Source organism: Azospirillum sp. B4, assembly GCF_000333275.1.
Taxonomy (GTDB): domain Bacteria; phylum Pseudomonadota; class Alphaproteobacteria; order Azospirillales; family Azospirillaceae; genus Nitrospirillum.
On sequence record NZ_BACU01000220.1, the window covers coordinates 1 to 18,710 of the forward strand.

Annotated in this window: 21 protein-coding genes; 10 read left to right on the forward strand and 11 right to left on the reverse strand. The window is 69.7% G+C overall.

Annotation, left to right across the window (positions count from 1 at the left end):
- Window positions 1–909: hypothetical protein (locus I55_RS09520; RefSeq protein ID WP_211100306.1), on the forward strand; the 909-nt coding region annotated here is incomplete at its 5' end.
- 6 nt (window positions 910–915) lie between these two features.
- Here I55_RS09520 and I55_RS09525 read toward each other — a convergent pair.
- From I55_RS09525 to I55_RS09535, 3 genes are all read right to left on the reverse strand, one after another.
- Window positions 916–1,431 (reverse strand): hypothetical protein, encoded by a 516-nt coding sequence (locus tag I55_RS09525; protein ID WP_148293647.1) that lies wholly within the window; start codon window positions 1,429–1,431, stop codon window positions 916–918.
- 104 nt (window positions 1,432–1,535) lie between these two features.
- The gene (locus I55_RS09530; RefSeq protein ID WP_044560297.1) at window positions 1,536–2,237 is read right to left on the reverse strand and encodes an aspartate/glutamate racemase family protein; all 702 of its coding nucleotides are present in this window, start codon (window positions 2,235–2,237) and stop codon (window positions 1,536–1,538) included.
- Window positions 2,238–2,272: 35 nt separating this feature from the next.
- Window positions 2,273–2,821 (reverse strand): TetR/AcrR family transcriptional regulator, encoded by a 549-nt coding sequence (locus I55_RS09535; RefSeq protein WP_044560298.1) that lies wholly within the window; start codon window positions 2,819–2,821, stop codon window positions 2,273–2,275.
- A 98-nt stretch (window positions 2,822–2,919) separates the two neighbouring features.
- Here I55_RS09535 and I55_RS09540 point away from each other — a divergent pair, with 98 nt between their 5' ends.
- A complete protein-coding gene (locus I55_RS09540; RefSeq protein ID WP_044560299.1) occupies window positions 2,920–3,789 on the forward strand; it encodes an alpha/beta fold hydrolase in 870 nt (289 codons plus the stop codon).
- Window positions 3,790–3,832: 43 nt separating this feature from the next.
- On the opposite strand, the gene I55_RS09545 is transcribed toward I55_RS09540, so the two are convergent.
- Window positions 3,833–4,504, reverse strand: coding sequence for a hypothetical protein (locus tag I55_RS09545; protein ID WP_148293648.1), 672 nt, complete (start codon window positions 4,502–4,504; stop codon window positions 3,833–3,835).
- A 173-nt stretch (window positions 4,505–4,677) separates the two neighbouring features.
- On the opposite strand from I55_RS09545, the gene I55_RS09550 reads away from it, so the two are divergent.
- Window positions 4,678–7,026, forward strand: a complete 2,349-nt coding sequence (locus tag I55_RS09550; RefSeq protein WP_148293649.1) for a FecR family protein — start codon at window positions 4,678–4,680, stop codon at window positions 7,024–7,026.
- Window positions 7,027–7,031: 5 nt separating this feature from the next.
- Here I55_RS09550 and I55_RS09555 read toward each other — a convergent pair whose 3' ends face one another.
- Window positions 7,032–7,349 (reverse strand): chorismate mutase, encoded by a 318-nt coding sequence (locus tag I55_RS09555; RefSeq protein ID WP_044560300.1) that lies wholly within the window; start codon window positions 7,347–7,349, stop codon window positions 7,032–7,034.
- Between the two features lie 328 nt (window positions 7,350–7,677).
- On the opposite strand from I55_RS09555, the gene I55_RS09560 reads away from it, so the two are divergent.
- The 3 genes from I55_RS09560 (at window position 7,678) to I55_RS09570 (ending at window position 10,293) form a co-directional block, all read left to right on the forward strand.
- Complete coding sequence (locus tag I55_RS09560) at window positions 7,678–7,920, forward strand: hypothetical protein (RefSeq protein WP_044560301.1); 243 nt, start codon at window positions 7,678–7,680, stop codon at window positions 7,918–7,920.
- 268 nt (window positions 7,921–8,188) lie between these two features.
- Entirely contained in the window at window positions 8,189–8,767 is a 579-nt protein-coding gene (locus I55_RS09565) for a hypothetical protein (RefSeq protein WP_148293650.1), read from the forward strand.
- 266 nt (window positions 8,768–9,033) lie between these two features.
- Complete coding sequence (locus I55_RS09570; RefSeq protein WP_049973989.1) at window positions 9,034–10,293, forward strand: ectonucleotide pyrophosphatase/phosphodiesterase; 1,260 nt, start codon at window positions 9,034–9,036, stop codon at window positions 10,291–10,293.
- Window positions 10,294–10,395: 102 nt separating this feature from the next.
- Here I55_RS09570 and I55_RS09575 read toward each other — a convergent pair whose 3' ends face one another.
- The 3 genes from I55_RS09575 to I55_RS09585 all read right to left on the reverse strand — a co-directional run bounded on the left by I55_RS09575 (window position 10,396) and on the right by I55_RS09585 (window position 13,467).
- Window positions 10,396–11,490: an alpha/beta fold hydrolase gene (locus tag I55_RS09575; RefSeq protein ID WP_044560303.1), complete on the reverse strand. Its 1,095-nt coding sequence runs from the start codon at window positions 11,488–11,490 to the stop codon at window positions 10,396–10,398.
- Between the two features lie 166 nt (window positions 11,491–11,656).
- Complete coding sequence (locus I55_RS09580; RefSeq protein WP_044560304.1) at window positions 11,657–13,018, reverse strand: chloride channel protein; 1,362 nt, start codon at window positions 13,016–13,018, stop codon at window positions 11,657–11,659.
- Between the two features lie 101 nt (window positions 13,019–13,119).
- Complete coding sequence (locus I55_RS09585) at window positions 13,120–13,467, reverse strand: DUF2282 domain-containing protein (RefSeq protein ID WP_083900978.1); 348 nt, start codon at window positions 13,465–13,467, stop codon at window positions 13,120–13,122.
- A 179-nt stretch (window positions 13,468–13,646) separates the two neighbouring features.
- On the opposite strand from I55_RS09585, the gene I55_RS32930 reads away from it, so the two are divergent.
- The 4 genes from I55_RS32930 to I55_RS09605 all read left to right on the forward strand — a co-directional run bounded on the left by I55_RS32930 (window position 13,647) and on the right by I55_RS09605 (window position 17,660).
- Window positions 13,647–15,881, forward strand: coding sequence for a tetratricopeptide repeat protein (locus I55_RS32930; RefSeq protein WP_049973990.1), 2,235 nt, complete (start codon window positions 13,647–13,649; stop codon window positions 15,879–15,881).
- 105 nt (window positions 15,882–15,986) lie between these two features.
- A complete protein-coding gene (locus I55_RS09595) occupies window positions 15,987–16,631 on the forward strand; it encodes a hypothetical protein (RefSeq protein ID WP_044560305.1) in 645 nt (214 codons plus the stop codon).
- A gap of 77 nt (window positions 16,632–16,708) precedes the next feature.
- A complete protein-coding gene (locus I55_RS09600) occupies window positions 16,709–17,065 on the forward strand; it encodes a PadR family transcriptional regulator (protein WP_044560306.1) in 357 nt (118 codons plus the stop codon).
- Entirely contained in the window at window positions 17,055–17,660 is a 606-nt protein-coding gene (locus I55_RS09605) for a hypothetical protein (RefSeq protein ID WP_148293651.1), read from the forward strand. Before I55_RS09600 ends, I55_RS09605 begins: the two co-directional genes overlap by 11 nt.
- Before the next feature lie 16 nt (window positions 17,661–17,676).
- Here the strand turns inward: I55_RS09605 and I55_RS09610 are convergent, their stop codons facing one another.
- The 3 genes from I55_RS09610 to I55_RS09620 form a co-directional block, all read right to left on the reverse strand.
- Complete coding sequence (locus I55_RS09610) at window positions 17,677–17,877, reverse strand: helix-turn-helix transcriptional regulator (RefSeq protein WP_044560308.1); 201 nt, start codon at window positions 17,875–17,877, stop codon at window positions 17,677–17,679.
- Between the two features lie 30 nt (window positions 17,878–17,907).
- Window positions 17,908–18,318 carry a hypothetical protein gene (locus I55_RS09615; RefSeq protein ID WP_044560309.1) on the reverse strand — a complete coding sequence of 137 codons (411 nt, stop codon included), beginning with the start codon at window positions 18,316–18,318 and terminating at the stop codon, window positions 17,908–17,910.
- Window positions 18,319–18,427: 109 nt separating this feature from the next.
- A partial coding sequence (locus I55_RS09620) for a hypothetical protein (RefSeq protein WP_211100307.1) occupies window positions 18,428–18,710 on the reverse strand: 283 nt, incomplete at its 5' end.

Sequence of the window (18,710 nt, forward strand, 5' to 3'; positions counted from 1 at the left end):
GACGCACCATTGCCGGCCGTCCATGCATCGCTCCCCACCCTGTCCGCCCGCCAACCCGTCCCTACGCGCGTGAGGCGGCCACCATTCCTGGCCGGTCCGCTGGTGGTCCTGCTGCTGCTTCCCATCGCGGGTCAAGCGCAGGGCTATCAGGACAGGGCATGGCGGCGGGTGGATGACACCACCCTGGCATTTCAGGGAGAGATCCTGCCCCGCCGCTTCCTGCCCGGTGAACATCCGGTGGGGGATGCGGAACTGCTGGCCCGCCACCTGACGCCGGAGACGCGGACCCTGATCCTGGAGTCGGGCGGTGGCGATGTGGCGGTGGCGCTGGACATGGCGCGGCTGATCCACGAGCGACAGCTGGATGTGGTGGTGCGGGGACGCTGCGCCTCGGCCTGCGCGTTGCTGCCCTTCCTGGCCGGGCGGCGCAAGACGGTGCCGGCCGGGGCGGTGCTGGAATTCCATTCGACAAACAGCCTGGACCCCCGCGAAACGGCGGACGCCCGCGCCCGCCTGGGCCAGCAGATGGAGGCCATCCGCGCCCAACTGCCCAACCTGGCCCAGGATGGCGTGACGGCGCTGCCGCCGGACCTGGGGAATGCCACGATAGAAGCCATCCTGGCCGCCCGCCGCCAGAACGCCGCCCGCCTGCGCCAGGCGATCGCGGCGCTGTACCAGGATTGGGGCATCGCCCCCACCCTGCTGGATGACATCGACCAGGCGACCGATACCTACCTGGCGGCCCATCCCGGGAGCGTCCGCGACCAGGTGTGGTGGTGCCTGGCACCCGCCGTTTTGACCGGCCGCTACGGGGTTGCCGGCCTGGCGGTGGAGACGCCCCCGGCGGCTGACGACCTGGCGCGACTGGGGGCCAGCGTCGGTGGGGTGCACCTGTTGCGCGACCGGTGAGGTCCCTCAAAAACGGCGGCCGTCCATCCACCAGCGGCGGCTGAAGGTCTGCACGTCGTCCATCTGCCGGTCCTGGACGCCCAGCATGCCGCCGGTCCACGTCTCGAACGCGGCGTTCCCGTCCAGGGTCCGTACGTTCTGCGGCAGGGTGCGGACCAGGTTGGTCGTATCCTCGCCACGGTCATAATCATGGCCCAGTTGCTGGAAATAGAAGCCGGGCAGTTTGAACCTGGGTCGGCCACGATAGGCCAGGACGACGGTTTCATAGTTGTGCTCGTCCAGGATCGCCGCCGCCTGCATCAGGGCCCGCAGCACATCCAGCGACCCGGCGGGAGGCTGGGCGCCCCAGACGTCCACCACCAGGGTGTCCGGCAGGACCAGCCCCCGGTGATAGGCCACAACCTGGACGGGGCCGTTGCGCGGATCCTGGTCCAGCGCGCGAGCCACGGGCAGGGTGACGCACGCCAGATTCCATCCGGCGATGCCCACGGCCGCGATGGCCAGGCCCACGGCCCCCTTCACCCACTTGTCCACTACTGCACCCCGCCAGCGACGTACCGGCGCTATGCTACCGCGCCCGGGGCGGAATGCAATCCATAGGCGTAAAAGTTTTTCGCGTTAATCTGTTAACGCGAAGTCGCCAAGGCGAAATCCATGGCCATTTCCGCATGCAGGTGGGTGGTGTCGAATACCGGCAGGTCACTGTCCGCCTGGCTGAGGATCATGCCGATCTCGGTGCATCCCAGGATGACGCCGTCGGCACCGTGTTCGCGCAGCCGGGCCACCTCGTCCAGGATGGCGGCCTTGGACTCCGGCCGCACGATGCCACGGCACAATTCCTCATAGATGATGCGGTGGACGCTCTCGCGACCGGTGGCGTCGGGCACCAGCGCATCCACCCCATAATGCCGGGACAAGTACCCGCGATAGAAATCCTGCTCCATGGTGTAACGGGTGGCCAGCAGGGCGGGGCTACTGCTGCCGGCCGCCGCCAGGGCCCGGCCGGTGGCATCGGCGATGTGCAGCAGGGGGATGGAGGTCGCGGCGCGCACGGCGTCCGCCGTCTTGTGCATGGTGTTGGTGCCGATCATCAAGGCTTCCGCGCCCGCATCCTGCAGCCGGCGGGCGGCATCGGCCATCAGCGCGCCGGCCCCGGCCCAGTCGCCGGCGTGCTGCAGGGCGGCCACCTCGGCGAAATCCACCGACCACAGCAGCACCCGGGCGGAATGCAGGCCGCCCAGCCGGTCGCGGGCGATGGTGTTCAGGTGACGGTAGTAAAGCGTGGTGCTTTCCCAACTCATCCCGCCGATCAGTCCCAACAGACGCATGATGGTCCCCCTTGTTGCGCGCGGGGGAAACGGTGTCACAGCATCATGGCGGCGGCCAGCTTGAACGGCGCGCGGGAGCGTTGCACCCGGGCCAGCAGCCAAGCGCCCTCCAGCGCGATGAAGAATTTCGCGGCCCGGTCGCGCGGGTCGCTGGCGCCCAGCCGCTCGGCGTGGCCGGCCGTACGCACGGCCCAGTCCTCCAGCACCTCCGCCACCACGACGGACAGGCGCGCGGAATCCGGGATGGCGCCGATGACCAGGGCGGTGACGGGGCAGCCGTCCTGCCAGTCCGACGCTTCCAGCCAGCCGGCGATGGTGTCGATCAGGGCGTGGACGCCGTCGGCGAAGGTGGGCGCGTCGGCGAACGCCTGGTCGATGATGCGGGCGATGCGGTGGCCGGCCAGGCGGGCCGCCTCTTCCGCCAGCTCCTCCTTACCACCGGGGAAGTGATGGTAGAACGACCCCTTGGGCGCGCCGCTGACGGCGATGATCTCGTTCAGGCCAACGCCGTTATAGCCCTTGCGCCGGAACAAGGTCACGGCGGTGTCGACGAAATGCTTCTTGGCGTCGGACAGGCGAGGCATGTCCCTTCATGCCAATTGTATGTCGGTCGGTCTAGTGATATCCGTTCTATGGCGATCACCATAGAACGGTCGCGGAGCCAGGGCCGGGAGGGGCGGTGATGTCAGGGGACACGACGGAACAGGCGGTACGCATCGCCACGCCCGACGGCGCCGAACTGGCTGGCCGGCTGGTGCTGCCGCCGGATGGGCGATCGCCCGCCGTGGCGGTGGTCCTGCACGGCGCCACCGGCGTGCCGCGCGACTATTACGCCCGTTTCGCCACCTGGCTGGCCGGGGCGCGCGACGCGGCGGTGCTGACCTATGATTATCGCGACTTCGGCGCGTCCGCGGCCGGACCCGTCACGCGGTCGGACGCCACCATGGCGGTGTGGGGGGTGGTGGACCAGGCCGCCGCCCTTGATCACCTGTGCGACCGCTTCCCGGAGGCCGAGATCTGGGTGATCGGCCATTCGCTGGGCGGCATGTGCCTGCCCTTCCACGCCAATGCCGGGCGTGTGGCGCGGCTGATCGCGGTGGCGTCCGGCCCGGCGCATTGGACCAAGCATCCGTGGAGCTACATGCCTTCGGTCATCGCCTTCTGGTTCCTGCTGGGGCCTTTAGCCACACTGCTGTGCGGCTACCTGCCGGGGCGCCTGCTGGGCCTGGGCGCCGATCTGCCCAAGGGCGTGTTCTGGCAGTGGCGGCGCTGGTGCGTGTCGCGTCGCTTCTACCGGGTGGACTGGGGCCGGTCCATGCCCCACCCCGTGCCGGAGCGGATGACCGGCGCCGTCACCCTGGTGGGCATCCAGGACGACCAGATGATGCCGCCGGAACGGGTGCGCCGCCTGGCGGATTTCTACCCCGCCGCCACCATCCGCCACCAGGTCATCACCCCGGCCGACGCCGGCGCCAAGGCCATCGGCCATTTGCGCGTGTTCGCGGAACGCAACGCCCGGGCCTGGCCCCTGCTGCTGGACGGCGTGGCATAGGGCGGAACGCGATCAGGCGGAAATCACCTGATCGCACCTTGCGTTAGGCGGCGAGCGGCGCTGGCGGGGCGATGGCCCGCTCCAACCGCCCCAGAAGCGTGCCGAACAGGTCGGTTTCCGTCCGGCACATGGCCAGCAGGCGGTCGGGATCCCAGGCATTGAGCGCCGCCAGCCGGTCGGCCATGTCGGCCAGGTGGCCCTGCTCCTCCGCCAGCAGGCTTTTCAGTGAGATTTTGGAGCCTGCCTGGCGCAGGGCCGCGTCATAGTGATTGTAGAACCACACGGCGCGGAACTCGATGATCAGCGACATGTGCAGGTACAGCACCTTGGACCGGGGCGGTTCGCCGACCAGCGCCTGTTCCAGCGCGATGTCCAGCTTCTGGAAATACAGCCGGCCTGCGGCGGGCGACAGCAAGTCGGCCTGGACATAGTCCATGGGGCGGCGGGCCACCCCCTCGGCATGGCGCTTGAAGAAGAAGGCGTGCCGCGCCTCTTCCGCCAGGTGCTTCAGGGTCGGCTGGTCCATGCCGGCGCCGTGCTGGGTGGCCATGATCTTGTGGCTGCCCATATGCTCCATCAGGGACAGTTCGTTCATGAAGCGGGCATGGGACGCGGGCGTGCGCAGGATGTCGGCCAGGAAGGCCTGGACCCGGGGCAGAAGGCTGGCGTTGTCCGCCTCGAACCGGGCGCGCACCGCATCCAACGACATCGGCATGATCTGACCTTCCTTCACGGAACCTGACGCGGGCCGCACTCTGCGCGCGCGGTTCAGGTCCGGGCAATATGAATCGCCCCCTGTCGAAATAGGGGCCATCATTCGTCGCAGTTATGCCACCATCGGCGCGCAGCCTGGGATGGCCTGAATAAACCGGGGTGGAACCTGCCATCATGCCCAGACTAGCGCCGCCTCACCGTCCTTCCGCCCTGCTGCGGATGGGTCTTTTCCGTGGCACGATGACGGCGTTGGCGGTGCTGCTGGCCGTATCGCCCATCGCCTGCGGTGCGGCCCGGGCGCAGGACGATGTCGCGGCCTACGACGCCGACGCCAACCCCTATGCCGGTGACCCGCCCGCCCGGGTGGGGCGCCTGGCGCGGGTGCAGGGCACCGTCTCCTTCCATACCGCTGACGCCACCGAATGGGAGGCCGCGACCCCCAACTATCCGCTGACCAGCGGCAACGCCCTTTGGACCGAGCCGGGCGCCAGCGCCACGGTGGACGTTTCCACCACCCGCATGGTGATGGACGGTTCCACCGAATTGGATATCGACACGCTCGATGACCGTACCCTGACGGCCGAGCTGGCCCAGGGCCGGGTCTATGTGCGCATACGCGGCCTGCTGCCGGGCGAAAGCTACAGCCTGCGAACCCCGCGCGGCACGGTCACGCTGGACGCCCCCGGCCGGTATGAGGTGGCGGCCGGCGACAGCGACACCCCCACCCGCGTCACCGTGCTGGAAGGCGTGGCGCGCCTCGCCGGCGATGGCCTGTCCCTGCGCTTCACCAGCGGCCAGACCGGGGAAATCTCCGGCGACACGCCGCCGGACGTCACCGTGGGGCCGGCGGAACGCGATTCCTTCCTCACGGCGGCACTGGCCGCGGACCGTGTCGGTTCCTCCCCGCTGCCGCCAGCGGTGGCCGCCATGCCGGGGGCGGAGGATCTGGCAACCTACGGCAGCTGGCAGGCGACACCGGATTATGGCCAGGTCTGGTATCCCCAGGTCGAGCCCGGATGGGCGCCCTATCGCCAGGGCCGCTGGGCCTATGTGGCGCCGTGGGGCTGGACGTGGATCGACGACGCGCCGTGGGGTTTCGCGCCCTTCCACTATGGCCGCTGGGTGGATATCGGTGGGCGCTGGGCCTGGGCGCCCGCCGGCGCCGTTATCAACGGCCCACCGCCCCCGCCGGTCTACGCCCCCGCCCTGGTTGCCTTCTTCGGCTCCGGCGTGACCGTCGGCATCAGCGTCGGCGGCCCGCCCGTGGGCTGGTGCCCGCTGGGCTGGCAGGAACCCTACCGCCCCTGGTACCGGGCCAGCCCGCGCTATGTGGAATATGTGAACCGGCCGGCAGTACGGAACCTGACGGTCGTGAACAACATCACCAACATCACCATCAACAATTACGCCAACCGGCGCGGCGCATCGATGATGCCGGCCGAGGCCATGGGTGACGGCCGGCGCTGGGGCCACCATGATGGTGGTGGCGCCCGCCCGCTGGACGAGCGGCAGTTCGCCAACGTCCGCGCCGTGATAGGGCGTCCGCCGGTATTGCCCACGGCCGCCACCGCCGGTGTCACACCACAGCTGGCCCAGCGCCTGCATCTGCCGGGCCCACCCCCCGGCGCGGGCCCCAGCCAGCGGCCGCCCAGCCCCGGCCCGCAGTTTCAGCCACGGCCAGAGGGCGGCGGCCCCCGGCATCTGGACCTGCGTGGGCCGAACGGTGATCCACGCCCGGACAGGGGTTCACGCCCGGACCGGCCGTGGGCCAATAACAACCGCCCAGATAGCGTCCACCCGGGACAGCGTCAGCCAGATGAACCCGGCATGCGTCCGGACCAGCCTGGCACCCTGGCCGACAGAGGGCCCGGCGGGCTGCCGCCCCTGCGCGACCATGACCAGCCGCCGGGACCACCGCCCGTGCGCCCGTGGGCCCCGGAACGGCCTGGCTCCAACCCGCCGCCGGATCACGCGCGCCCCTCGGCGCAGGAGCCGCAGCGGCGGCCCCAGGATCAGCCGGGCCCCGTCCAATCCGGTCCGGCCCAACCTGGTCCGGCCCAGTCTGGTCCGGACCGTCCCCTGCCGGGCGCGATGCCGCATGGTCCGACGGCGCCGGGTGAAGCGCGCCGTCCGGATGGGGGGCGCCCCGAATGGCCACGGCCGGAACCTTCCCAGGCGCCCCATTCCCGGCCATCAGGTTCGCAGCCGCAGGCGGAGCCGCCCCGCCCGCCCGAACGTCCGTCACCGCCTCCTGAACGGGAGCCCCAGCGGGAGCCCCAGCGGGATTTTCAACGGGAGTTCCGTCCCCCGCCGCAGACGCGGCCCGAACCATCACCGCATATGGAGCAGCCGGCCCGTCCGCAACCGCCGCGCGCTGAGCCGCCGCATGCTGAGCCGCCTCATGGCCCGCCGCCCCAGGCGCGGCCGGAGCCGCAACGTCCCCAGCCGCAACAGCATCCTGAACCGGCGAAGCCGCAGCCGCCCAATCACCGGGATGATCCGGGCGTCCTGCCGCGCCGCTGATGGTGTCAGGCCCGGTCCGGCGTACGGAAGCTGTCGTGGTGGCGGATGACTTCGGTGATGATGAAGTTCAGGAACTTGGCGGCGAAGTCCGGGTCCAGATGGGCGCCCTCGGCCAGGCCCCGCAGGCGTTCGATCTGTGCCGCCTCGCGGCCCGGATCGCTGCTGGGAAGATCGATGCGGGCCTTCAGCGCGCCCACCTGCTGGGTGCATTTGAACCGTTCCGCCAGCATGTAGATCAGGGCGGCATCAATGTTGTCGATGCTGTCGCGCAGGCGCTTCAGTTCGGGATGGATGGCGGGGGCGTGGTGCTCGGCGCCGGACATGGTAGCTCCTCGGGGTCAGAACCGGGCCGACAGTACAGCCCGCCGCCAACGGCCGTCAGCGAAATTGTGGGCGACTTTTATAACAAACCGTCGCGTGGGGGCTGGAAGCTGGAACGGCTGCCCCATAAATCCGGGCTCTGTGAATGAATTCCCTAATGTACGGCCTGGACATGGCCCCTGACCCCGCAGTGCGCGGGCTGGGAATGACGGCTGCCCAGGGAAGGCCGCATTAAATCCCGCCGTGCGGCGCTTTTTCGCCAATTTTGGGCGGTCTTCTGAAGGTGCCCGGCGCGGCCGGGCCTCGGTTAATGTCAGAAGGATCGAACCCATGCCTGTGCTGACCCGCCCCACGACCATCGGTCCGTCCGCCGGCCCGTCCTGGCGCCGCCGCGGGCTCGCTGCCCTGACCCTGGCCTTCGGTCTGGCCCTCGCGCCGCTCATGACGGCCGGCAGCGCCCAGGCGGAGGTGGTCCATCACCGGGTGGCGCATCGCGCCCATCATCATCACCATCATGTGCACCATGTCCATCATCGGGTGCACCCGGTCGTCGTCCATCACCCGCATGGCTAAGGCGTCGGCCTGACTTTGGTGGGGTAACCCGCCTGGTGCCGGCGGCCCGGCCGGCAGAAATTCGCCCCGGGGAACTTTCAAGCCCCCGGGGCGTTTTCATAACCGCCACCCTTCCGGCGCCGCTGCTCATTATCGACATCGCCGCGCCGGGGCAAAAGAGATACCCCCGCCCTCATCACAGTATTTGCGGTGTCGCGACGTTTTTTCGACACCTTTGGGCGGTCCCCTGAACGTCACAAGTTTCTTACCAGGAATGGAGGACGACACCATGTTCACGACGTTGACCACCGCGGGCTGGGCCCGCACGGCGACCGCGCTGACCCTGGCCGCCGGCCTTGCGACCGCTCCCGTCTTGAGCGCCGCCGCGTGGGCGCAGAGCGCGCCGCCGGAGGGCACGCCCATGCCCAATACGCCGCAGTCGGAAGGCACGCCCATCCCCAGCCGCGGCACCACGCCCTCGACCGTGCCGCCGGCGCCGGACGCGACCAGCCCCAGCCCGTCCAACTCCCACACGTTACCGGGTGACCGCGGCCAGTCTGATACCGCGACCGACAGCACCATGCCGCCGGCGCCGTCGGACCAGAACTCCTCCTTCTCATCGTCCAGTTCCCCCTCGGGCCAGGCGGTGACGGAAAAGCCGCCGGTGGTGCAGCCCTTGCCGCCCCATGACCCGAACGACGACAAGGGCAAGCACGCCAAATCGTCCAAGAAGTCGTCCAAGCACATGGCGCAGAAGAAGACCGATCCCGGCCAGAGCAATGATGAATCGGCCCCGCCACCCCCGGCGCCGTCCAGCCCCGACAGCGGCACCACCGGTTCCACCAGCCAGCCGGATAATCCGCGTTAACGGATGATGGACACTGGCAGGGCATCGTCCATCTCCCTTGCCGGTGCGTCAGGCGAAACCCCCGGGGGATCCCCTTCCCCGGGGGCTTTATTGTGAGTTCATAACGCCAAGGCAGGGCCTGAATTCATCGCTCCGTCGCCGCCAGCGGGCTGTTTGAGGGCCCGCTGGGCGACGGGTGAGGCGGCCGGCGCCCGTGTCACTCCGGTAATTCGGGGTCACATCGGGGGCGTATCGGCATCATGGGGTATTTCTGGAAGGGGGGCCGGATGGGTCTGGCCGTGGCTTGGCTCGCCTTGGCGGGGCTGGGTGCTTGCATCGACATTCCCAACGGCACACCCTTGCCCGGCAGTACCGCTCCGGCGCCACCGGCCTATGTGGCCGACACCGTGCCGCCGCCGGTCATCCTCGTGTCCATCGACGGCGCTCGGGCCGATCTCATCGACCGGGGCCAGACTTCCACCCTGGCCGCCCTGGCCGCTGACGGGGTGCGGGCCGTGTCCATGCGGCCATCTTTTCCGTCGCTGACCTTCCCCAATCACTACACCCTGGTGACCGGTCTCACGCCCGATCATCACGGCATCGTCAACAACACCATGGAGGACGCGGAGCTGGGGTCCTTCACCATGGGCGATCAGGCCGCCGTGTCCGACGCGCGCTGGTGGAACCAGGCGACGCCGCTGTGGGTCAGCGTGCAGGAGCAGGGGCGCCATAGCGCCACCGTGTTCTGGCCGGGATCGCAGGCGCCCATCCAGGGCATTCGGCCGGACCACTGGCTGCCATTCGATGCCAAGGTGACCCCGGACCAGCGGGTGGACACCCTGCTGGGCTGGCTGGACCTGCCTGGCGATCAGCGCCCAACCTTCTTCGCCCTCTATTTCGATCAGCCCGACCATATCGAGCGCGAGGAGGGACCGACCGCCGCCGTCCAGATCGACAAGGCCCTGGCCCGCCTGGTCGACGGATTGAAGCGGCGTGACCTGTTCGACAAGGTCAACCTGGTCATCGTCGCCGACCACGGCATGACCGCCACGGCGCCGGACCGGCAGGTGGTCCTGGACGACCTGGCGGACGCCGCCGCCCTTCACGTGGTGGCGACGGGTCCGTTGGCCGGCCTGTCGGTCGCGCCGGGACGTTCCGATGTGGAGGCCAGGCTGCTGGGGCGGCACGATCACATGGAGTGCTGGCGCAAGTCGGATCTGCCCGCCCGGTTCCGCTATGGCGCCAATGCCCGTGTGCCCGCAATCCTCTGCCTGGCGGATGACGGCTGGGTGGTGACGACGCGGGCCAACCTGGAAAAGCACAAGGACAAGCCGGCCCCGTTGGGCGACCATGGCTATGACAACGCCAGCCCGGCCATGCGCGCCCTGTTCGTGGCCCACGGCCCGGCTTTCAGGCACGGCGCCGTCGTGCCCGAATTCCCCAACCTCGACGTCTACCCCCTGTTGGTCCGCCTTCTAAGCATCGAGGGGGAGCGCAACGATGGCCACGTCGAGGACGTGCTGCCCATGCTGCAGCCCGGGTATTGAGGCTTATTTGAAGACGAAGCCCAGACCCACGTTGCCCCATAGGCGACGGTCGACGACGATGGGGTGGTCCACTTCGTTCGGGCGCCCTCTGCCCGCGCCCCATCAGGGCCTGGGCGCCGTCCTGGCCAGCAGGTCGGCCAGCTTGTCCTGCCACAGCACGGCCCACGTGTGGCTGCCATGGCCGTGGGTCTGATCGCTGGCCGGAATCAGGACGAATTGGCCGTGCGGGATACGCTTGGCCAGGGGCTCGGCCAAGCCCAGTTCCGGCGGGTTGATGAAGTCGTCACCGGAATTGATCCACAGAACCGGGGCGGTGATCGTTTCCAGCTTGGGCGAGGGGTCATAGGTGCGCGAGGCGTCCAGCTGATAGATCAGGTCGTTAGCCTCCATCGTGTCCACCGTCAGGATCTTTTCCGCCGCGGCGTCCGCGGCCTCGCGCGTCGGATAGGTCTTCTGCATCTGGATGGGCGCGCTGCCGGCGATGGCCAGCAGGGCCGCGGCGGTGCGCAGGCCTTCCTTGGGCTGGGTCTTGTACTCCCCGCCCTGCCAGGCCGGATCGGCCTTGATGGCGGCGATGGACATCTGGCGCCACAGGCGGTTGCGGCCGGCGATGGTCTGCGGCAGGCAGGCCAGCGGCATCAGCGCGTCCATGGCCCCCCGATAGGTCTCACCCCAGACGAAGGCGTGCATGCAGCCCATGGAGGTGCCCATGACCAGGCGCAGGTGGTCCACGCCCAGGCCCTTGGTCACCAGCTCATGCTCCAGCGCCACCATGTCGTCATAGTCGTACTTGGGAAAGCGGGCACGCAGTCCGTCGCTGGGTTTGCTGGACTTACCGTGGCCGATGTCGTCAGGCAGGATGATGAAATAGCGCGCCGGGTCCAGCACCCCGCCCGGCTGGAACAGCACGTCGCTGAACTGGGGGCGCAGGAACTGGGCGCCGGTGCCGCCGGTGCCGTGCAGGATCAGGATGGCGTTGTCGACGTGGCCCTTGGCGTCGCGGTGCGGCGTCCCCAGGGTGGTGTAGTGCAGCCGCACGTCGGCCAGGCTCTCCCCGCTCCTGAACGTGAAATCCTTCACCGTCACATCGCCTTCCCTGGTGAGGGGTTTCACCGGTTCGGCGGGAGCGGCGCTGGCCAGCAGCAGCGTGCCCAGCAGGACGGGCGCGGCGAGCGCGCGGGCGACGGATCGGATCATGGCGTGAAGGCTCCAGGCGGGGTTCTTATCGTATGCAATATACGGTGATGGACCCGAAACCCGGTATAGGCCGTTGGTCAAGTCGCCCGTCATACCTGACACCGGCGTCCAGCGGCACACCGACGCCAGCGGCGATGTGGAAGGCGGCTTCCAGCCAGGGGTGGGATCAGCGTGCGCCGGAAGGCCCCCGGGCCTTGATGGCCTGGTGCGCCCGGTCCAGGAAGCCGTGGGACAGGGCGTGGTAGATGGCTTCCGCCCCCATCATGCGGGCCGCGCCGCAGCCGATCAGGCTGCCGGCCATGATGGGCACGGCCAGGGCATGGTTGCCCGTCATCTCCAGCACGATGACGAAGGCGGTGATCGGCGCCTGCACCACGCCGGCGAAATACCCCACCATGCCGACCAGCACCGCGACCTCGGGATTGGCCCCCGGCACCAGGCGCCCCAATTCCGCGCCCACCCCCGCGCCCACCGCCAGGGAGGGGGAGAAGATGCCGCCCGGGATTCCGCTGATGGAGGACAAGGCCGTGGCCAGCCACTTGGCCGGCCCGAACAGGGGGGAGACGGCGGCCGCCGCATCCGGGTGGCTGGCACTTTCCAGCAGGGCCTTGGCCTGGGCGTAACCCGTACCGTAGGTGTCGCCGCCGGTGGCCAGGCCCAGCAGGGCCAAGGCCAGGCCGCACAGCGCCGCGAAGGGGACAGGGTGGGCTTTGATCCATCGTCCGGCCCGTCCAGCCCGGCCCGGCCAATGGCCGATGCCCTTGGCCATGCGCACCACAACCCGGCTGAAGGCGCCCCCGGCCAGGCCGCCCAACACGCCGCACAGTGGCACCAGGGTCCAGTCCTGCCATGTGGCCATGTGTGCCGTGCTCTGGCCGAAATAGAGATAGTCGCCCTGGATGGCCAAGGGGGCGGCGCCCGCCACCGTCACGGCGGCCAGCACCAGGGCGCCGGTGCGCATGTCGAAGGCGCGCCCCATCTCCTCAATGGCGAAGACAATGCCGGCCAGGGGCGTGTTGAAGGCGGCGGCCACGCCGGCGGCACCTCCCGCCAGCAGCAGGCCGGGGAAGCGCCCGCCGAAACTGGCCCCCACGCGATGCATGAGCGAGGCGCCCACCTGCACCGTCGGCCCCTCGCGCCCGATGGAGGCGCCCACGCCCAGCCCGACCAAGGTCAGCAGGACCTTGCCCACCGCCAGGCGGATGGACACCAGGGCCGTGCGCTCCCTCTGATCGGTCAGTTCACGGGCGGCGATGGCCTGGGGAATGCCACTGCCCCCGGCGTTGGGGAAATAGGACCGGGTCAGCCAGGCCGACAGGGCCAGGCCCGCGGGTGTCACCAGCAAGGGCAGCCAAGGCCGGCTGGCGATGGCGCCCGCGAACAGCTCCTGCACCGCGTCCGCCAGCGTGGCGAAAATGACGGCCGCCAGGCCCACCAGCACGCCGCCGCCCCAGAACACCAACCGCCGCTGCCAGCCTTCGCGGGAAAACCAAAGGCGCCGGGTCCGGCGGTACGCTGCCAATGCCATGGGGACGGGCCTGCTTCATGGGGTGGGGACGAAGGGATCATGCCCCAGGGACCGGCGCGGCAGGGCTGCCCATCCGGTAGCCCTGCCGCCCGCGTGCCGGCTTACTTGCCGTCCTTGGGCGTGCCGGTGCCGTTGAAGGCCTCCGTCTTGCCGCCCATGCTGGCGCAGGTGCCGGCCTTCACCGCCTTCCAATCCTGGCCGTCGTAGTTCTTGGTGGACTGGCCGGCGCAGGAATGGGTGCCGCTGGCGTTGGCGCAGCTGTTCTGGCCGGCCTTGCTGATGCCGTAGCACTTTTCGGTCGCGTCGGCGGCGTGGGCCGGTCCCGCGAAGGCGGCCAGGGCGAGGGCACCGGCCAGGGCGGCCGCGACGGCCGCCGCCGTCTGGGGCGTGGCAGGGGTATCCGTGGGCGTGATGTGCCGGGCGGGGGATGGAACTCGGGACTGGGACATGGGCCTTCCTCCTATTGGGTCCGGACGGGACCGGGTCGACCCCTCCGGCTTGCTGGAAGATAAGGGGTAAGGCTGATGCTTGCAAAACGCGCTTTAGCCTCAATGATGCGACAAAACGGATAGTTTGTTCCCATGCGCACCCTATCTCCGCGCGCCGCCTCGAAGGAAAGCCGCCAGCCATGAGCGAGACATTCCAAGCCGACGACCTGGTGCGCTATGCCGTGGGTCTGCACAAGGCGGGCAAGATCGAGGCGGCCGAGGCGATATACCGCCAGGTGCTTGCCGGCGACCCCGGCCGTGGCGACGCGGCCCACCTGCTGGGCATGGCGCTGGCCCAGACCGGCCGCCTCCCCGAGGCGGAGGCCCATATCCGCCAGGCCCTGGTCCGGTTCGGCGCCATGGCCGACCTGCATCTCAGCCTGGGGCTGGTCCTGTCCGACCTGGGGCGCGGGGATGAGGCGGTGGCCAGCTGGCGCCGGGCTTTGGATCTGGCCCCGGATGCGCCCTGGCGGGAAGAGGTGGCGGCGAAGGTTGCGGCAGCGTCGCCGCCGCCCACTGGCGCATCCGGGGGCGGTCCCCAGGGGGATGCGGTTCGCCTGCTGGCGCTCGCTCGCCAGCGGCTGTCGGCTAACGATCCGGGTGGTGCCGCGCGCCTGTGCCGGGACGCGCTGGCGGACGACGATACCTATGCCGACGCCTGGAACATGCTGGGCGTGCTGTCTCTGCAGACCCGGGACGAGGCAGCCGTGGGCCACTTCGCTGAGGCCGTCCGTCATGCACCCCATGTGCTGGACCATCACCGCAATCATGCAGCCGCGTTGTACCAGTTGGGCCGGCCGGCGGAAGCGGCGGAGGTGCTGAACAACGCGCTGCTGGTCATCGGTGTGCGCGGCAGCCTGCTGAGCGACCTGGGCGACGCGCGCTTCGCCCAAGGCGACCCCTTCGCCGCCGCCGCCGCCTACCGATTGGCGCTGGAGCATCTGGCGCCAGACCAGATGCCCGCCGACCGTGCACGGGTCCAGGGCAACCTGACCCGTGCGCTGTGCGCCTGCGGCCTGCCGCGGGAGGCGGTAGCGGTGGCGACCGAGCGGGCCGAGGTCGCGCCCGGCGTGTCCGCCTGGCGCGACCTGGCCATCGCCCTATTGGCGGCGCATGAGCCGGACCGCGCCCTTGGGCCCATCCTGCGGGCCGTGGAGGCGGCGCCGGACCGGGCGGATCTGCGTGTCACGGCGGCGGCCGCGCTAATCGACACCAACAACGTCGACCAGGCGGCGCACCAGGTTGACGCCGCCCTGGCGCTGGACCCCCACTCGGCGGAAGCCCACGCCAACCGGGGCTTCATCGCCCTGCGCCGGGGCGATCCCCGGGCGGCGGAGGACAGCTTCCGCACGGCCTTGTCCAGCCATCCGGTGACGCTGGACGCCAACATCGCGGTGCTGCACCAGGGGCTGGGCATGGCCTTGCTACAACAGGGTGACGTGGTGGGCGGCGCCCCCCATTTCGCTTGGCGATCCCGCATGCCGGGCCAGGCGCCGGCCTTGCCGGACATTCCGGTGTGGGATGGCGCGGTGAGGGCGGGCACTCATCTGGTCATCACCGCCGTCCGGGGGCATGGTGACGTGCTGCACTTCATCCGCTACGCCCGGCCCCTGCGGGCGGCCGGCATGCGGGTCGTCTTCCGGGGCATGGCCAACCTGGTGGACCTGATCGTGGCGTCCGGTCTGGTGGAGGAGGCGAGTGTCCTGCGACAGCCGTTGCCGCCGCCATTGGCCGGGCAGCGATGGGTGCAGGCGGACTGCGTGGCGCTGCTGTCACTGGCGGGTACGGGGTTGGGCTATGCCGCGGAAACCGTTCCCTATCTGGCGCCGCCGGCCGATGCGGCCGCCCGCTGGACCGGCGTGCTGGACACGCTGCCGCCGGTTCGCGTGGCGCTCAGCTGGGCCGGATCGACCCATTTCCCCTATCACCGGCACCGGGCGCCCCGCCTGGCCCCGTTGCTGCCGCTGCTGACCGATCCCCGGTTGAGCGGCCGGGTGGGGTGGGTGTCCGTCCAGACGGACGATGGTCGCCGGGACCTGGAAACGGTTGGTCTGCCCTTGGCCGTGCGGGAGGACTTCCTGGACGTGGCCGATGGCCTTGGCAGCTTCGCCGACACCGCCGCCATCCTGGCCCAGGTGGACGTGGTCATCAGCATGGATACGGCCGTGGCTCATCTGGCGGGCGGGCTGGGCCGGCCCCTGTGGCTGATGCTGGACACTGGTTCCGAATGGCGCTGGCTGTCGCGCCGGACGGACAGCCCCTGGTATCCCACGGCCAGCCTGTTCCGCCAGACCCGTCCGGGGGACTGGCCGGGCGTCGTCGGTGCCCTGGCCGACGCGCTGGCGGCCCATGCCGCGATAGGTCATTCGGGTTAGGGTGCCGTTCCCGCGCTTGACGATTTCCCGCCCCGTCCCCGATCGTTCGGGGGTGAGGTGCTGGTTATGCATGATTTGACGGGCGTTTTCGATCGAACGGGGGCGATGGCCCGGCCGACCATCCGTGGCTTATGGGGAGAGCTCTGGTCGCTGCGCAGCTACCGTCCCGCCCCGCCGCCGCCCCAACCGGTGGGCGACCGCACCGTCCTGGTCATCCCAGCCTTCCTGACCAATGACGCCTTCACCCGACCGTTGCGGACTTTCCTGGCACGGTGCGGCCACGCGCCCGTGACCTGGGGGCAGGGTGTCAACTGGGGCCCCACGGCCGCGGCCCGGGCCGGTTTGCGCCGCCGGCTGGACGAGGTCTGCGGGGTTGCTGGCGAGCCGGTGGATCTGGTGGGGATCAGCATGGGCGGCCTCCTGGCGCGTGACCTGGCGCGGGACCGGCCGGATCAGGTGCGCCGGGTGGTGACCATCGGCAGCCCCGTGCGCCTGCCCACCGCCACCCCGCTGGAACCCTTGATCCGTCTGTGCGCCCGCCATTATCCGGGGGATCTGGATCCGGCGCACCTTTCCAGCCCCCTGCCCATGCCCACCATCGCGATCTACAGCCGGGATGACGGCGTGGTCGCCTGGCAAAGCTGCTGGGTGCCCGAGCCCCTGGGCCGGGTGGTGGCGGTGGATGGCGCCCATGTCACCATGCCCCGTAATCCAGACGTGCTGCGCGCCCTGGCCGAAGCCTTGGCTTGACTGGGGCACTGGCCGACCCAGGGCAGAGAATCGCCAGGTATCTTGCATAACATGGTACCGTGTGAAACAGTATCTCCATGGACGTGTCAAGCTGGCAGACGCAGTTGCGGAAGGGGGCGGCCGAGCTGGTGGTTCTGGCCATCCTCGGTCGGGGGGAAGCTTATGGGCTGGAAATCCTGGCGGCGGCGGAGGCCGTCGTGTCGGAAGGGGCGCTCTATCCGCTGCTGAACCGGCTGGAACGGGACGGCAAGTTGACGGCCCGCTGGTCGCTCGACGCCGGTGTGCCCCATCCGCGCAAATACTATGCCCTGACGCCGGCGGGGCAGGCCCTGCTGACGGAGATGCGGGGGGTGTGGAAGGGCTTCCGCCAGACCCTGACGGCGTTGGTGGAGAAGGGTATCCCGGGTGAAGGAGGGGACGGTCATGGAACTTGACGGGACATCATCGTTGCCGCCGGTGGCGGTGCTGTACCTGCGGAGGCTGGGCTGGGCCTTGCGTCCGTTGCCGGACGGCGACCGCCAGCGGATCGTGCTGGAAATCCAGGCCCACTTGACCGATCGCCTGGGACAGGGGCAGGCGGCGCTGGACGACGCCCTGCGCAAGCTGGGTCCGCCCCACGACTTCGCCCGCGCCTTCGTGCAGGAGTTCGAGCTGTCGGGCGCCTTGGCCGGTACCTCCCCTCTGCCGCTGGTGCTGGCCCTGCTGGACCGGGGCGGGCGCAGCGCCGTGTCCCTGATGGCCGGCCTGGGCGCCTTCGTGTTGTATATGATAGGCGGCGCCTTCGCCGTGACCGCGCTGCTGAAGCCCATCATCCCGGGGCAGGTGGGCCTGTGGGCGGGCCCGCATGGCGCCGTACAGTTCGGCGTCACCTCGGCCGGCGTCTGGGACCCCAGCGCGGAGTTGCTGGGCTATGGCATCATTCCCGTGGCCCTGCTGCTGGCGGGGCTGTGCTACGTCCTTGGCACCCGTCTGCTGCGCCGGGGCGCCCGCGCCCTGCTGGCCGACCCGGCGCCCCGGCCGCAATTCTGATCAGGGGGGTGCGTCGTCAGGGTGACGGGTCGTCACGGAAGATCATCTCGATGGGCAAGCCGAACAGGCGGCCAATCTTGAAGGCCAGCGGCAGTGATGGGTCATAGCGCCCGGTTTCCAGCGCGTTCACCGTTTGGCGCGACACCTCCAGCCGGCGGGCCAGATCGGCCTGGGTCCAGCCATAGCGGGCGCGCATCTCACGCAAGCGGTTGTTCATGACGGCTTTCCCCGACCCTGGTCCCGGGCCTCACTCCTCGTCATCCGCCTCACCCTCCGCCGAGGATGCGGCGAGGCGCCGGCCAAGAAGCTGGCCCAGCAGCAGAAGAAGAACCATCAGCGGCGGCAACCAGAACATGGATAGGTGCGCGAAACCCACGATTTCCAGGAAGCCATAGGTAAGAGTCAGCAGGGCCGTGCCGGCGAAGGCGAAACCGATGGCGATCAACTGGACGCGCGCCTCCTCCGGGCCGCAATTTTTCAGGTGGCGCACGACCGCCCACCAGATGCCGGCGCAGGCCACCAGGGGCGCCAGGGCCACCACGGTGCGGGTGCCACCCTGAACCCAGCCGTTGTTCAGGGCCACCATCGCCAGGGTCATCAGCAGGCCATAGGCCAGCAGGACGATGACGAATTCGATGAGGGAGCGTTTGCCGGTCATGGCGTGGGGTTCCGATGCGGCGGGCGGGGCGGCTAACCGTCAGAGAATACAGACACGACACCCCCCAAGACAAGTATACACGACACCTTTCGGAGGCGTGTGCCGGGTTTCAGGCCTTGGTGATCAAGGCGTTCAACACGTCCAGCCGGTTGGCCAGAGGGCCGTCGCGCCGGAGCAGCATGCGCACCTGCAGAGGGGCCAGCGCGAAGGGCAGGGGCGCCAGGTCACCGGCCAGCCGCAGTGTTTCCAGCAGATGAAGGCCATTCCGGTGCACCAGGACGCAATAGTCCGCCCGGCCATGACGCACCCGCTGCAACATGCCCTCCGTCGTGCCGCTGCGCTCCAAGACCCAGCCCCTGGGCCTCAGCGCGTCCATGTCGGCGCCGTAAGCC

Excerpts from the sequence above, each read along its gene's own strand:
- I55_RS09595 (WP_044560305.1), top strand. The coding sequence starts at position 15,987 with ATGGCCCGGCCGACCATCCGTGGCTTATGGGGAGAGCTCTGGTCGCTG.
- I55_RS09610 (WP_044560308.1), bottom strand. The coding sequence starts at position 17,877 with ATGAACAACCGCTTGCGTGAGATGCGCGCCCGCTATGGCTGGACCCAG.
- I55_RS09565 (WP_148293650.1), top strand. The coding sequence starts at position 8,189 with ATGTTCACGACGTTGACCACCGCGGGCTGGGCCCGCACGGCGACCGCG.
- I55_RS09615 (WP_044560309.1), bottom strand. The coding sequence starts at position 18,318 with ATGACCGGCAAACGCTCCCTCATCGAATTCGTCATCGTCCTGCTGGCC.
- I55_RS09575 (WP_044560303.1), bottom strand. The coding sequence starts at position 11,490 with ATGATCCGATCCGTCGCCCGCGCGCTCGCCGCGCCCGTCCTGCTGGGC.
- I55_RS09570 (WP_049973989.1), top strand. The coding sequence starts at position 9,034 with ATGGGTCTGGCCGTGGCTTGGCTCGCCTTGGCGGGGCTGGGTGCTTGC.
- I55_RS09605 (WP_148293651.1), top strand. The coding sequence starts at position 17,055 with ATGGAACTTGACGGGACATCATCGTTGCCGCCGGTGGCGGTGCTGTAC.
- I55_RS09555 (WP_044560300.1), bottom strand. The coding sequence starts at position 7,349 with ATGTCCGGCGCCGAGCACCACGCCCCCGCCATCCATCCCGAACTGAAG.
- I55_RS09540 (WP_044560299.1), top strand. The coding sequence starts at position 2,920 with ATGTCAGGGGACACGACGGAACAGGCGGTACGCATCGCCACGCCCGAC.
- I55_RS09550 (WP_148293649.1), top strand. The coding sequence starts at position 4,678 with ATGCCCAGACTAGCGCCGCCTCACCGTCCTTCCGCCCTGCTGCGGATG.
- I55_RS09530 (WP_044560297.1), bottom strand. The coding sequence starts at position 2,237 with ATGCGTCTGTTGGGACTGATCGGCGGGATGAGTTGGGAAAGCACCACG.
- I55_RS09600 (WP_044560306.1), top strand. The coding sequence starts at position 16,709 with ATGGACGTGTCAAGCTGGCAGACGCAGTTGCGGAAGGGGGCGGCCGAG.
- I55_RS09535 (WP_044560298.1), bottom strand. The coding sequence starts at position 2,821 with ATGCCTCGCCTGTCCGACGCCAAGAAGCATTTCGTCGACACCGCCGTG.
- I55_RS32930 (WP_049973990.1), top strand. The coding sequence starts at position 13,647 with ATGAGCGAGACATTCCAAGCCGACGACCTGGTGCGCTATGCCGTGGGT.
- I55_RS09560 (WP_044560301.1), top strand. The coding sequence starts at position 7,678 with ATGCCTGTGCTGACCCGCCCCACGACCATCGGTCCGTCCGCCGGCCCG.
- I55_RS09580 (WP_044560304.1), bottom strand. The coding sequence starts at position 13,018 with ATGGCATTGGCAGCGTACCGCCGGACCCGGCGCCTTTGGTTTTCCCGC.
- I55_RS09585 (WP_083900978.1), bottom strand. The coding sequence starts at position 13,467 with ATGTCCCAGTCCCGAGTTCCATCCCCCGCCCGGCACATCACGCCCACG.
- I55_RS09545 (WP_148293648.1), bottom strand. The coding sequence starts at position 4,504 with ATGCCGATGTCGTTGGATGCGGTGCGCGCCCGGTTCGAGGCGGACAAC.